This is a genomic window from Amycolatopsis speibonae, assembly GCF_042647925.1.
Taxonomy (GTDB): domain Bacteria; phylum Actinomycetota; class Actinomycetes; order Mycobacteriales; family Pseudonocardiaceae; genus Amycolatopsis; species Amycolatopsis speibonae.
In genome coordinates this window covers 1-13,024 of record NZ_JBHRWK010000008.1, presented here as the reverse complement: position 1 = coordinate 13,024, position 13,024 = coordinate 1, and the positions used below count along the sequence as shown (strand labels likewise).

Here is a 13,024-nt window from a genome sequence, read left to right as displayed (position 1 = left end):
CTGACACTTTCCGTGACCGAAAAAGGCCTCCACTGCTCCATTCGATAGTCATGACCGGGGAAGTGGAGCAGCTTGGCGAACCTTCTGGCGTAGGCGAAAAGCACATCCCCGCGATGATGCATGGCACTGGCCGTGACCAGGCCTCGGGAAGCACGATTTCCTCATCGAAGGAAAACCACCGAAAAGCCTGGGAGCCACTCGATGAAGAACGCTGTGACCGACAACGTCCGCTCGCTCTTCGCCGTCCAGGGAATCGACACCGATTCCGCCCGGAATCAGGTCGAGCTGGTGATCGACCGCTTCGACCACTGGACCAACCAGCCGCGTGGTGAGGTCTTCAACTGTTTCACCGGCGCCTGTTGCACCGCCCCGCCGCTGGCCGAGGCGAGCTGAGAGCATCCGCCGCCGCCCGTTTCCCGCCTCTCCGGACGCGGGAAACGGGCGGTTCGTGCTTCCCCGTCCCAGCCGCCCACCGGCCGCGGCGACGGAAAGTCACCGACCGACTGCGGAATCCGTAGCCAGGCGACCCTTTTGCCGTAGTGCCTCCGAAGTGGACCAACCTGACTCACCACCCGAACGGTGGAACGCGTTCCGTCCGGGCGTGTTTATCTTGGGCCCACGGGGGTGTGCGTTGAAGGGGCGGCGCGATGGTGATCCGGGTTCTCGTGGCCGAAGACATGCACATCGTCAGAGGAGCGCTCGTCGCGCTGCTGCGGCTGGAACCGGATATCGAAGTGGTGTCCGAAGTGGCGTGCGGTGACGAGATCCTCGCCGCCGCACGGACTTCGCGGACCCAGGTCGCGGTCATCGACATCGATCTTCCCGGCAAGGACGGGCTCACCGCGGCCACCGAACTCCACGAGCAGCTTCCCGAGGTCAGAACCCTGATCTTGACCAGCCTCGGCAGGCCCGGCACGCTCCGCCGGGCCCTGGCGGCCAAAGTGAACGGGTTCCTGTTGAAGGACGCCCCGGCGGAGAAACTCGCCAACGCCGTGCGTGGCGTGGCGGCCGGACGGCGGATGGTCGACGGCGATCTGGCGCTCGCCGCCTGGGACACCGTGGAATGCCCGCTGACCCCGCGTGAGATCGACGTCCTGCGGCTGACCGCGGAAGGCCGCGACACCCTGGAGGTCGCGGCGAAGGCCTTTCTCTCCACCGGAACCGTGCGCAACTACCTGACCACGATCGTTTCGAAGCTCAACGCCCGCAACCGGGTCGACGCGATCCGCATCGCCAAGGAGTCCGGCTGGATCTGAGCGCGCCCTAGACGGGCACGACCGCGCGCAGCCGGAACCGCCCGTCGGCCTCGACCCCGGCCGTCAGCTCGCCGCCGAGTCCGGCGACACGGTCGGACATGTTCGTGATGCCGCTGCCCGCGGCCTCGACCCGCATCGGCTGCTCCGGCTCCGGCGGCCGCCCGTTCTCGACGCCGTCGTTGACGATGTCCAGCGCGACGCCGTCACCGGTCCGCCGCACGGCGATCTCGCAGCGTTCGACCTTGCTGTGCCGCAACACATTCGTGACGCCCTCGCGCAGCACCACGGCCAGCACCGTCCGCACCGTCGCCGGCAGGTCCTCGTGCTCGATCTCCAGCCGCACCTGGACGTCGGCGGCCACCAGCACCGCCTGCGCCGACCGGGACTCCTGATCCAGCGACAGCTCCCGGTAGCCGCTCGCCACCGAGCGGACGTCGGTCAGCGCCTGCCGTGTCAGCCCGAGGATCTCCAGCAGCTCGTCGGAGGCGCGGGTGGTGTCGATGTCCATGATCCGGCTGGTCAGCTCGCTCTTGAGGGCGATCGCCGACAGGCTCATCCCGAGCAGGTCGTGCAGATCGCGGGCGAACCGCAGCCGCTCCTCCGCGACCGCGACCTCGGCGAGGCGCTTCCTGGTCTCGCCCAGTTCGGTCACCAGCCGGATCAGCCAGATGAGACCGAAGACCATCAGCCCGGTGTTCAGGATGGACGCGAAGCTGTAGAAGCCACCGAGGAAGTCGGTGCCGTATTCGATCCGGATCAGCACCACGCCGGCGGCGGTCGCGGCGAACGCCGTCCACCCCGCCAGCGGCGGCAGCACCAGGAGCGCGGTGCCCGCGAACAGACTGGGCAGGCTCACCCAGGTGTGCCCGAGCGGGATCAGCGGCAGGAAGATCAGGCAGGCCTGGACGAACAGCAGCGCGTAGGTCTGCCGGGAGCGCAGCCGGAGGTTCGGCCGGGCGAAATAGGACAGTTGCAGCGTGATCAGCGCGGTGAGGTAGCCGGCGATGAGCGCGAGGGACCAGCCGTCCTCGGTCAGCATGAAGGCCCGCGCCATCGCGGAGAGACCGAAGAGGATGAAGACCACCGTCAGCGTCCATTGGACGTTCCTGGCGTCGATCCGGGACCAGTGCCCGGGCCCCTGGGCCAGCGCCGTCTCGGTGGGTTCGATCCGGTCGGGCACCGGGAGGTCGGCGCTCAGCCACCACCGGCCCGCCGCGTCGGGGCCCGCGTCCAGCGTCCCGCCGTGGCCGGAGACCTCCGCGATCACCTCGCGCAGGCTCTCGGCCGTCTCTTCCGGGAGGTCCTCGTGCGCCGCTCCGTCGTGGACGATCTCCAGCGTGACCCGGCCCGCGTTCTCGCGCACGGTGATCTCGCACTGCTCGACACCGGTGTAGCGGAGCACGTTCGTGACGCCCTCCCGCAGCACCTTCGCCAGCAGGGTGCGCAGCTTCACCGGCAGTTCGACCTGCTCGAGGTCGACCCGCACGGCGACGTTCGACGCCGAGAGCAGCGACACCGCGGTCCGCGATTCCTTCTCGAGCGAAAGCTCCCGGTACCCCCTGGCCACCGACCGCACGTCCGACAGCGTCCGCTGGGCGATCCCGGTGATCTCGGCGAGTTCCTCGCGCGCCCGGTCCAGCGACTTGCGCAGCAGCCGGTGCACCAGCTCGCCCTTGAGCGCGATCGCGGACAGGCTGAGCCCGAGCAGGTCGTGCAGGTCCCTCGCGAAGGCCAGCCGCTGCTCGGCCACGGCGCGCCTCGCCAGCTCGGTCCTGGCCTGGTGCAGTTCGGTCACCAGCCGCGCGAGCCAGGTCAGCAGGTACACGACCAGCGCGTAGAAGACGGCGGTGATGCTGTCGAACACCGCGCCGAGCCACGTGTCGTCGTAGGTCCACAGGATCCACGTCGTGCCCGCCATGAACACGGTGAACACCGTCCAGCCCGTCCGCGGCCGGAACAGCAGTAGCGCGCTTCCCGCCGCGAGGGTGGTCAGCGAGCTCAGCGCCGCCTCGAAGTGCAGCGTCGGCAGGTAGGCCAGGCACGCCTGGACCACCAACATGACTTTGGCGACCTTGGTGTCGAGGCGGACCGCCGGACGGCTGAAGTACAGCAGCTGGATCGCCAGCACGGGACCGACGTACAGCACCGCCAGCAGGCCCTGCCAGAAGTCCACCCCGGGCCGCGTCAGGACGGCGAGGAGACCGAACAGACAGGAGTTGACGAAGACGACGGTGATGATCAACCCGGCGAGGAACAGCGCTCTGCGGGGGCGCCGGTCGATCCCGGCGGTCCCCAGTGGTTCGGCGGTCACCGCGAGCTGTTCCGGCACAGGCACCCCAGTGGTAACAGGAGACGTCTCATCTTCGTTGTGCTTCGCCCTCACGACGGCCGAGGCAGGGCGCCGCACGACCTTCCATCGCGGTGTATTCGGATCCTAACCCATGCTCGTTACCCCCGTTGATCCTTCAAGGTAAGGGAGAACGACGAACAGGGAGACGTTTTCCCCGCCGGGGGCAGGGAAAATCCTGACTGCCCCGCGACCGGGTGTGGGACGTTCGGACCCTGCGGAGGATCGCGGAACACGCCACGATGGAAGACGTGAGTCGCTCCTGGGTTCCACTGTGTACGCAACCGTGTACGACACACGGGGCGGCCTCTCGCGGCGCGTGGGAGCCGGGGGCCTTAAGCTCGGCGTATGGCCAGGTATTTCGACGTACATCCGGAAAATCCGCAACGGCGCGCGATCGGACAGGTCGTCGACATCCTGCGCGAAGACGGGCTCATCGCGTACCCGACGGACTCCTGCTTCGCCCTCGGCTGTCAGCTGGGGAACAAACAGGGCATCGACCGTATCCGGAGCATCCGCAAGCTGGACGACCGCCACCACTTCACCCTGGTGTGCCAGGACTTCGCCCAGCTGGGCCAGTTCGTGCACGTGGACAACGCGGTCTTCCGCGCGATCAAGGCGTCCACGCCGGGCAGCTACACGTTCATCCTCCCGGCCACCAAGGAGGTTCCGCGCCGTCTGCTGCACGCCAAGAAGAAGACCGTCGGCGTGCGCATCCCGGACCACGTGGTCACCCAGACGCTGCTGGGCGAACTCGGCGAACCACTGCTGTCGAGCACGCTGCTGCTGCCCGACCAGGAGGAGCCGATGACCCAGGGCTGGGACATCAAAGAGCGGCTGGAGCACGTGGTGGACGCGGTGATCGACTCCGGCGACTGCGGGGTCGAGCCCACCACGGTCATCGATTTCTCGTCGGGGGAGCCGGAGATCGTGCGCCACGGCGCCGGCGACACTTCACGCTTCGAATAGGCACCTGGAGTGACCGCGCGGGACCGGTGTCTCGGCCCGGTCCCGCCGCGGACACGTCCTCAGTGCGTGACGAGCCCTTCGGTCTTCGACGGCGCCGAGGGGATGTGGAACAGCCTCGTGAACAGCTCCAGCCGCGCCGGGTCGCCCTTGATGGCGACAGCGCCGCAGGTGAGCGCGCTCGTGGCGTCCAGTTCGCCGTTCAGCAGCTTGAGCATGAGCGGCCCGCGCGGCTCGATGACGAGGTCCGGATCCGGATGCGGGCCCTCGCCCGCGGTCACCGCGCCGTCCTCCACCACCGCGTGGACGATCATCTGGTCGCCCATCTGTTCAGCGCCGTAGTGCAGCTCGAACGAGCCACGGACGCCGCGGGCCGCGTCCGGCTGGAACGTCGTGTACAGCGACAGGATGGCCGCGTCGAGGGTGAACAGGTCGTCCGCCGCCGGGTCGGTGAGCGAACGGGCACCCCACAGGCCCAGCTGCAGCAGGATCTGGTCGAGGTCGTTTCCGTACTCGGTCAGCTCGTAGACCACCCCGGCGTCGAGCTGCGAAAGCACCCGTCGCTGGACGACGCCGTGCCGTTCGAGTTCGTTGAGCCGGGTCGACAGGATGCTCGTCGGGATCTTCGGCAGGCCCTGCTGCAGCTCGTCGAAGCGCTTCGGGCCGAGCACCAGGTCGCGGATCACGAGCAGGGACCAGCGTTCCCCGATGATCTCGAGCGCGCGGGCGAGGCCGCAGAACTGGCCGTAGGTGCGAGCGGTCATGCTTGACTCCTCAACTTCCTGGATCTGGTGGCGGGGTGGTGCTCGTTCAGCGGATCGGGTGTCCCTCGGAAAGCAGTTCGCGGTGCAGCTCTCGCAGTTCGGCGCAGGGTTTCACCCCCAGTTCGTCCTCGAGCCTCGCCCGCAGCCAGTGATAGGACGCCAGCGCGTCGCTGCGCCGCCCGCTGAGTCCCAGCGCGCGGATCAGCTGGCCGTGCAGGGTTTCGTCGAACGGGTTCGCGGTGGTCAGCGACCGCAGCACGCCGAGCATCTCCCGGTGCCGCCCGGACCGGATCTCGGCCTCGATCCACAGGTCACGGGCGTTGCGCCGGTGCTCCAGCAGATAGACGGTGTAGGCGGCCAGGGTCGGTCCACAGTGGATGTTGGCCAGCGGGGGACCGGACCACAGGTCCAGCGCGGTACGGAAAGCGTGGGCGGCCGCCGCGTTGTCGCCCTCGTCCAGCAAGGTGCGGCCTGCTTGCTGCAGCCGCTGGAACTCCGACACGTCGACCACCGCCGGATCGACGTCCAGCCGGTACCCGGGCGGGCAGGTGATCAGCAGGTCGCCGGTGCCGTCGGGGTCGAGGTGGCGGCGGAGGTGGTGGACGTAGGTGTGCAGGGTCCGGCGGACGCTGCGCGGGGGCGCGGCGTTCCACAGCTCGTGGACCAGGGAGTCGACGTGGACCGTCTTGCCGGGACGGATGAGCAGCATCGCCAGTAGTTGCAGGAGTTTCGGCGTGCTCGGCGCGCGATCGGCGCCGCCGGCGTGCAGTTCGAGAGGGCCGAGGAGCCGCGCGCGTACCGCGTCCGGCACCCGGTTCGAGGCTACCGGTGCGGTGGCCGTGTCTCCCTGGTCGATGGTCATCGCGTGCATCCCCTGCCCCTCCGGCGGACTCCCCCTCTGTGACGGTGACAGAGGGAGAACCTTCGGAACAGTGCCGGAAACACCCGGCGAACCGTGATTTCTTCGTTGCCGCGTATGCGATCGTCATGACCTGGAGCACGGAACCGTTCGCGGCAAAGGAGAAGACGCGCGCGGGTCAGAGCCAGTCGGAGTCGGTGGCGATGCGGATGGCGTCGACCCGGTTGCGGGCGTTGAGTTTCGTGACCACCGTGGCGAGATAGTTCCGCACGGTACCCGGTGACAGGAACAGTTCCGCCGCGATGTCGGCGACCGTGCGCCCGTTCGCGGCGAGGCGGAGGATCTCGACCTCCCGCGGGGTCAGCGGGCAATCCTCCGTTTCCCAGGCGGACAACGCGAGTTCACTGTCGATGACGCGGCGGCCGATGGCGACCGAGCGGACGGCGTTGGCGAGCTTGTCGGCGGGCGCGTCCTTGAGCAGGAAGCCGTTGACCTTCGCGTCGAGCGCGCGGCGCACCGTGCCCGGACGCCCGAGCGAGGTGAGGATCAGCGTGCGGACGCTGGGAAGTTGCTGGTAGAGCTCGGAAGCGGCGGCGAGTCCGTCCTTGGCGGGCAGGTCGATGTCGATGATCGCGACGTCCGGGAGGTACTCCGCGGCCATCGGGAGGATCTTGTCGCCCGAGCAGACCTCCGCGACGACCTCGATGTCCTGTTCGAGGTTCAGCAGAGCGACCAAGGCGCCGCGGACCATGTGCATATCCTCGGCCAATAGGACTCGGATCACTCCGACCTCCTCTTCCCCAAAACGCGCTAACTCTCAGTGTACATATCAAACCCGGAAGAGTGAATCTGAATCGCACGATTCAAGGTTGTGCTTTTTTCGGCGGCCTGCTCGGTCGATCAATGCCCTGGTGAGCTGCGGTGATGCCGAAGCTTCGAGGGGTATGAAACTGCTATCGATCGATTACCCAGTGTCAGGATAGAAGACGGTAAAATTGCCGCCATAAGTGCTTTTCATTCCCCGTGAAGTACGTACCACTCCGGTGAATTGGACTGGCGAACGGGTGAAATCGCCATTGTCAATGGCGGGGATGGACTGTTCGGCGGTACCGGCTACGACCTCGATCGACCGTCGAGCGGACGGCGAGCACGGCGTGGTCTCCTCGGCAAGAGCCGAGTTCGCGCGAAGCCGCCACTATCCACAAAGGACGTATGTGATGAGCTCACTGCTGGGTGCCCTCCGTCAGGCCGTGTTCGCACCTTCGCTGGCTTCGGTCAGCTTCGAGGGACGCGGGTTCGGGGTGCCGCCGACGCCGGCGACCGCCCGGCTGGAGTCGATCCCGCAAGCGGTGGTGTGCGGGTTCGAATGGGGGATCCACGGGCCCGCGCTGTGGGAGGCCGAGCGGCGGCTGGACATGGTCGAGCAGGAGATGCGCGGGTTCGCCTACGAGGGCGCGGCGATGGCGTTCACCATCCTCGACGTCATGCCCGGCGGCCGGAAGGACCGCACGGCCGAACTGATGAGCGGCCCCGGCCTCCCGCACGTGTTCCTGACCTACATCGGCATCGGGTTCGCGATGGCCCGGCTGCCCCGGCCGCTGTGGAAGAAGGTGCTGCCGGATCTGGACGGCGTCCCGTTCCATCCGACGATGAGCTGGCTGGCCGTCGACGGCTACGCGTTCGACCGCGCGTACTTCGACACGCGCAAGTGGGTCGACGGGCAGTTCGTCCCCAAGCCGTACCCGTGGGCGGGCGCCCCGGCGTACTTCCCGCGCGCCTGTGACCAGGGCATCGGGCGGGCGCTGTGGTTCATCAACGGAGCGGACCCGGTGAAGGTCGCCGCGGCGGTGAACCGCTTCCCCGCCGGACGCCGCCCGGACCTGTGGAGCGGCGTCGGGCTGGCCTCGACCTTCGCGGGCGGCTGCGATCAGCCGGGGCTGGCCAGGCTGCGCGAGTCGGCGGGGGAACACCAGGACGAACTCGGCCTCGGTGTCGTGTTCGCGGTGAAGGCGAGGACGTTCTCCTCGTTCGTCCCCGCGCACACCCGCCGCGCCGCGCGGACGCTCGCCGGGCTCAGCATCGAGGAGGCCGTCGACCTGGCCGACTCGACCGAGGTCGTCGAGAACGACGCGGACGGGACGCCCGCCTACGAACTCTGGCGGCAGAACATCCGCGAGGGCTTCGCTCCCTCGGCGGGCCGCCTGTCCGCCTGAGACCCCGCTCCCGTGGATGTCATGAAAGGGTCGTTCAAGACATTTTTTGTCTTGAACGACCCTTTCCTGACACTGGGGTGAAGGTCAGGCCGCGCGCTTGACGGGCTCCGGCCGGTGCCGCAGGTCGGGCAGCGCGAGCAGGACCGGCGGGTCGAACAGGCGCTTGGGGCGCATCCGCAGGTCCGCCAGCCGCGCGGTGACGCCCGGCTCGACGGTGATCGGGCCGTGGTGCCCGGTGAACCCGGTGCCGCGGCGGGTGAGCGGCCCGGTCACGCAGTGCGCGACGAGGTGCCAGGTGCCTTCCGGGACGTCGGTCAGCTGATAGGGGCCGGGGACGTCGATGACCGTGTAGCGCACGGGCGCGCCCTCGGGGATGCGAGTCGGGAAAAGACCGACGAAGACGAGGCCGGGCGAGATCTCCGGCGGCGCCGACACGAAACCGCGGACGATCGCCGGCTTCGGGCCGGGACGGGGTTCGCCCGCCAGACGGTGCTGGAAACCGCCCTGCTGGCGGTACGCGGAGGGGGAGAGGCCGACGCGGCTGCTGAACCGCGTGCTGAAGGTGCCGACACTGTTGTAGCCCACGCGGTGACTGATGTCGGCGACCGTGATCGAGGTCGTCAGCAGCAGGCGCTTGGCTTCGTCGAGCCGCAGCGCGGACAGGAACCGGCCGGGCGAGACGCCGGTGGCCTGCTGGAACACCCTGGTGAAATGGAATTTGCTGAAGGTCGCCGCACGGGCGATGTCGTCGATAGTGAGCTCTTCGCCCAGTTTCTCGTTCATGGCGCCAATGGCTCGCTCCACGGCTCGCCGGACAGTCTCATCCATTGTACCGTCCTTTCGCTCGAGGAATTCCGGTGTGCTTTGTGGTTTCCGACAGTAGTGTTCGCCGCCGCTTCTCCTGAAGTGCTTGATTCACCGCCGGATATGGATTCATGTGTGCGGCGACGTGAAAATTTCACGGTCACCCCGGCGGGTCCGAGGAAGGCCGCACATCATGGGATGACCGTGCGAAAACCACAGGTCGGCGGTGGTGTGAACACTGGATCTTCGCGTCGGGCGGCCGCAAAATTCCTGGTAGCGCATTCACGCCGGAACTACCCCGGCCGTGTTGGTGCGGTCCGAAGAACGTATTCCCGCGGCAACACAGAACCGGCCCTTGACCGCGTCCCCCCGCGGCGGTCAAGGGCCGGTTTCCATTTCGCGGGACGGGTGTGTGAGGATAGTATTGTCGGCTCGTGGGGCGAGGCGCAGGCGAAAGGCAGATGGGGTCGATGATCAAGGTCCTGGTGGCGGAGGACATGCACATTGTCCGTGGGGCTCTGGTCGCGCTGCTCGGCCTCGAAGCCGACATCGAGGTCGTCGCCGAATGCGCCAGCGGTGACGAGATCCTCCCGCTCGCCCAGTCCGCGCGCCCCGACATCGCGCTCATCGACATCGATCTCCCCGGCAAGGACGGGCTCACCGCGGCCGCCGAACTCCACGAGCAACTGCCCGAGGTGCGCACGCTGATCCTCACCTCGCTCGGCAGCCCCGGCACCCTCCGGCGGGCGCTGGCCGCGAAGGTCAACGGTTTCCTGCGGAAGGACGCGCCCGCCGACAGGCTGGCCAACGCGGTCCGCGGGGTCGCCGCCGGGCGGCGTGTCGTCGACGGCGACCTGGCGCTCGCCGCCTGGGACAGCGAGGAATGCCCGCTCACCGCCCGCGAGATCGAAGTGCTCAGGCTGGCGTCGGTCGGCTCCGAGCCGACCGAGATCGCGGCGGAACTGTTCCTGTCCGCCGGTACCGTGCGGAACTACCTGACGACGATCGTTTCGAAGCTCAGCGCCCGCAACCGCGTCGACGCGGTGCGGATCGCGCGGGAGTCCGGCTGGCTGTGACGCCGGACCTCTTCATCGGGTCGGCACGTTCATCGTCGCGTGGGCGAGATCCGCGGCGAATTCGCCGGGGGAAGCCGCTTCCGCGAGCAGACGGCGTTGCCGGGCCGCGCCTGTCCCGTGCTCGAACAGCGAGTCCAGCCCCCGCTCGACGTCTTCGGTGTCGCCCGCGGCACCGAGCGCCGGCCGGATGAAATCGACGAGTTCCCCGAGCAGGTCGCGCTGATCGGCCTCCCTGCCGGTGAAGACGTCGACGCCCGGCCCGTCGAGGCCGCGGCGCGCGGCGGCCGTCAACGCCGCACCGATCCGGGCACCGCGGGCTCGCGGCGGCCTCGCGGTTCCGGCGCAGGTCGCGACCAGTCCGCGCACCAACGCCGCGAGCAGCACGGCGTCGTCGACGGCCAGGCAGACGTCGGCGATCCGTACCTCGACAGTGGGATAGCGAGGGGAAAGGCGGGCGTAGAAGTACACGCCCGCCGCGTCGAGGGCGGCGCCGTGACGCAAGGCGTCCCCGATACTCCGGTCGTAGGCGGCCGCACCGGGCCATTCGTCGGGAGGTTTCGCCGTCGGCCACCGGTCCCAGATCGGGAAGCGCCTGCTCGACCAGCCGGAGTCGGTGCCGTTCTCGACCGGGGAGTTGACACTGAGCGCCAGCAACGGGGCGAGCCACGGCCGCAGCCCGGCGAGGACCCGCGCGCCGAGATCCCGCGAAGGCAGGCCGACGTGCACATGGCAGGCGCACGTCCCCGCTTCGTCGATCAGCTCGGGGAACGCCTGCGCCAACCGCCGGTAGCGGGGATCGGGCGTGAGCGCGTCCGGCCGCAGTTCGCCGGGCGGGATCCCCGCCGCCACCATCAGGCAGCCGTCGGCCTCGGCCGCCCTCGCGACGGTCTGCCGCAGCCTCGTCAGTTCCGACCGCACCTCGTCGAGGCCGCGGCAGACGTCGGTCGCGGTCTCGATCTGGAATCGCATCAGCTCACCGGTGACGCCCGGTCCGGGCGCGAGGTTCTCGAGAAGATCGGGTGCGCGCAACGCGACCGAGCCGTCCATCGGGTCCAGGAGGACGAACTCTTCTTCCACACCGAGCGTGAAGTTCATGCCGTCAAGCGCCATGGTTCTCCGTTTCTGGTGATTTCCGCCGGTACCAATGAATCTCCCCCTTCGAGCCCGGCGAGGAAAGGGCCGGTGTGCTGAACTTCGTTGCGGCGAAAGTGTTTCGCGGTCTCACTGACGGTCTAGTCTCGGTTCATGATCGATCTGTATCCTCCTGTCGAGCCCTACGACTCGGGACTGCTCGATGTAGGTGACGGCAATCTCGTCCATTGGGAAACCTGCGGTAACCCGGCCGGGAAACCGGCGGTCATGCTGCACGGCGGCCCCGGACAGGGCTGCACCCCCGGCATGCGGCGGATGTTCGACCCGGCCCGCTACCGCGCGGTGCTGTTCGACCAGCGCGGTTGCGGCCGCAGCACCCCGCACGCGAGCGACCCGGCGACAGACATGCGGCACAACACGACGGAGCATCTCGTCGCCGACATGGAACGGCTACGCGAACACCTGGGCATCGAACGCTGGCTCGTCACCGGCGGATCGTGGGGCACGACGCTCGCACTCGCCTACGCCGAACGATTCCCGGAGCGGGTCACGGAGATCATCGTCAGCTCCATCAGCACGACACGCCCTTCCGAGATCAACTGGTTGTATCACGGCGCCGGCCGCTTCTTCCCCGAAGAGTGGGCCCGCTTCCGCGGCGATCTCTCCGGCGACCTGGTCGCCGCCTACGCACGGCTCCTGGCGGATCCCGACCCGCACATCCGGACCGAGGCCACCCGTTCCTGGTGTACCTGGGAGGACACTGTGCTTTCACTGGAGCCAGGCGCGACCGTCCACAAAGGTCCCAACGGCGAGTGGGAACTGGCATTCGCACGAATCGTCACGCACTACTACTCTCACGTGGGCTGGCTGGAACCGGGGGCGCTGATCCGCGATGCCGCCCTGTTGCGGAACATCCCCGGCGTACTGATCCACGGGCGCCGGGATCTGAGCTGCCCAGTGGACACGGCCTGGGAACTCGCCCGCGCCTGGCCCGGAGCCGAACTGCTGATCGACGACGGCTCAGGACATCGGTCCAGCGACGCGAAACGGGCCTGGAAGCTGGACGCGCTGGACCGGTTCGCCTCACGCGGGTGATGACACGAACGCGAGTAGTCGACTAAGGATCCTGTGTGTGGGTTTGATGTGGTTGCCCGGCGGTCTTCTGCGAGGGGTGGGGCAGCGGCGTCTGTGGGAGTTCCTGCCGCAGGAGCTGCGGGACCGGACCGAAGCCAGTGTGGCAGCTGCTGGCCGAGTTACTGTCGGCACGACGTCACCCCGGCGGATGCCGTTGATCCACGCGATCCCGCCAGTGCGGGGCCACTGCGGCGACGGCCACGACAAATACCGCCGCCTTGTCCGCGCCGTGGGAGTCACACCCGCCATCGCCCGCCGCGGCGAACGACACGGCTCTGGTCCGGGCTCGTTGGGTGGCGCAAGTAGTCGGCTGCTTGCGGGATGGTCGGTCTATGTTCTGAGGTGCATGGTGTTGCGTCTGGGTTCGCCGGCGGGGTCGAGGTAGGTGGGGGCGGTGAATTCGGGAAGTCCGTCTTGGGCTATCCGGACTTTCCATTCGCTGCGGTGAATCAACCGGTGATGACGCGAGCACAGGAGCACGAGATTATCGATTTTCGTTTCCCCGTGATGCCG

The 13,024-nt window shown here is 68.2% G+C and carries 12 protein-coding genes and 2 pseudogenes; 7 read left to right on the top strand and 7 right to left on the bottom strand.

What is annotated here, in order from left to right; genetic code table 11:
* The first annotated feature begins 201 nt into the window (after positions 1 to 201).
* Positions 202 to 393, top strand: a complete 192-nt coding sequence (locus ACFOSH_RS04110) for a hypothetical protein (RefSeq protein ID WP_191259243.1) — start codon at positions 202 to 204, stop codon at positions 391 to 393.
* Positions 394 to 647: 254 nt separating this feature from the next.
* Positions 648 to 1,256 (top strand): response regulator transcription factor, encoded by a 609-nt coding sequence (locus ACFOSH_RS04105; RefSeq protein ID WP_378237287.1) that lies wholly within the window; start codon positions 648 to 650, stop codon positions 1,254 to 1,256.
* Positions 1,257 to 1,263: 7 nt separating this feature from the next.
* Here the strand turns inward: ACFOSH_RS04105 and ACFOSH_RS04100 are convergent, their stop codons facing one another.
* The gene (locus ACFOSH_RS04100) at positions 1,264 to 3,585 is read right to left on the bottom strand and encodes a sensor histidine kinase (protein ID WP_378237286.1); all 2,322 of its coding nucleotides are present in this window, start codon (positions 3,583 to 3,585) and stop codon (positions 1,264 to 1,266) included.
* A gap of 366 nt (positions 3,586 to 3,951) precedes the next feature.
* On the opposite strand from ACFOSH_RS04100, the gene ACFOSH_RS04095 reads away from it, so the two are divergent.
* Positions 3,952 to 4,572 carry an L-threonylcarbamoyladenylate synthase gene (locus tag ACFOSH_RS04095; protein WP_378237285.1) on the top strand — a complete coding sequence of 207 codons (621 nt, stop codon included), beginning with the start codon at positions 3,952 to 3,954 and terminating at the stop codon, positions 4,570 to 4,572.
* Between the two features lie 59 nt (positions 4,573 to 4,631).
* Here ACFOSH_RS04095 and ACFOSH_RS04090 read toward each other — a convergent pair whose 3' ends face one another.
* The 3 genes from ACFOSH_RS04090 to ACFOSH_RS04080 form a co-directional block, all read right to left on the bottom strand.
* Positions 4,632 to 5,333: a winged helix-turn-helix transcriptional regulator gene (locus tag ACFOSH_RS04090; protein ID WP_378237284.1), complete on the bottom strand. Its 702-nt coding sequence runs from the start codon at positions 5,331 to 5,333 to the stop codon at positions 4,632 to 4,634.
* Positions 5,334 to 5,379: 46 nt separating this feature from the next.
* A complete protein-coding gene (locus tag ACFOSH_RS04085; protein ID WP_378237282.1) occupies positions 5,380 to 6,204 on the bottom strand; it encodes an AfsR/SARP family transcriptional regulator in 825 nt (274 codons plus the stop codon).
* Between the two features lie 166 nt (positions 6,205 to 6,370).
* A complete protein-coding gene (locus ACFOSH_RS04080) occupies positions 6,371 to 6,976 on the bottom strand; it encodes a response regulator transcription factor (protein WP_026466657.1) in 606 nt (201 codons plus the stop codon).
* Positions 6,977 to 7,409: 433 nt separating this feature from the next.
* Between ACFOSH_RS04080 and ACFOSH_RS04075 the strand changes: the two genes are divergently transcribed.
* Positions 7,410 to 8,405: a DUF1702 family protein gene (locus ACFOSH_RS04075; RefSeq protein ID WP_378237281.1), complete on the top strand. Its 996-nt coding sequence runs from the start codon at positions 7,410 to 7,412 to the stop codon at positions 8,403 to 8,405.
* A gap of 84 nt (positions 8,406 to 8,489) precedes the next feature.
* On the opposite strand, the gene ACFOSH_RS04070 is transcribed toward ACFOSH_RS04075, so the two are convergent.
* Positions 8,490 to 9,188, bottom strand: coding sequence for an AraC family transcriptional regulator (locus tag ACFOSH_RS04070; protein ID WP_378237280.1), 699 nt, complete (start codon positions 9,186 to 9,188; stop codon positions 8,490 to 8,492).
* Between the two features lie 491 nt (positions 9,189 to 9,679).
* Between ACFOSH_RS04070 and ACFOSH_RS04065 the strand changes: the two genes are divergently transcribed.
* Positions 9,680 to 10,285 (top strand): response regulator transcription factor, encoded by a 606-nt coding sequence (locus tag ACFOSH_RS04065; protein ID WP_378237279.1) that lies wholly within the window; start codon positions 9,680 to 9,682, stop codon positions 10,283 to 10,285.
* Positions 10,286 to 10,297: 12 nt separating this feature from the next.
* Here ACFOSH_RS04065 and ACFOSH_RS04060 read toward each other — a convergent pair whose 3' ends face one another.
* Entirely contained in the window at positions 10,298 to 11,395 is a 1,098-nt protein-coding gene (locus tag ACFOSH_RS04060) for a carboxylate-amine ligase (RefSeq protein WP_378237278.1), read from the bottom strand.
* A 135-nt stretch (positions 11,396 to 11,530) separates the two neighbouring features.
* Here ACFOSH_RS04060 and pip point away from each other — a divergent pair, with 135 nt between their 5' ends.
* Together pip and ACFOSH_RS04050 are read left to right on the top strand one after the other, a co-directional pair.
* Entirely contained in the window at positions 11,531 to 12,472 is a 942-nt protein-coding gene (gene pip / locus ACFOSH_RS04055; protein ID WP_378237277.1) for a prolyl aminopeptidase, read from the top strand.
* Between the two features lie 187 nt (positions 12,473 to 12,659).
* Positions 12,660 to 12,797 (top strand): annotated as a pseudogene (locus ACFOSH_RS04050) (IS5/IS1182 family transposase); the annotation flags it as partial.
* 44 nt (positions 12,798 to 12,841) lie between these two features.
* Here ACFOSH_RS04050 and ACFOSH_RS04045 read toward each other — a convergent pair.
* A pseudogene (locus ACFOSH_RS04045) lies at positions 12,842 to 13,024 on the bottom strand (HNH endonuclease signature motif containing protein); the annotation flags it as partial.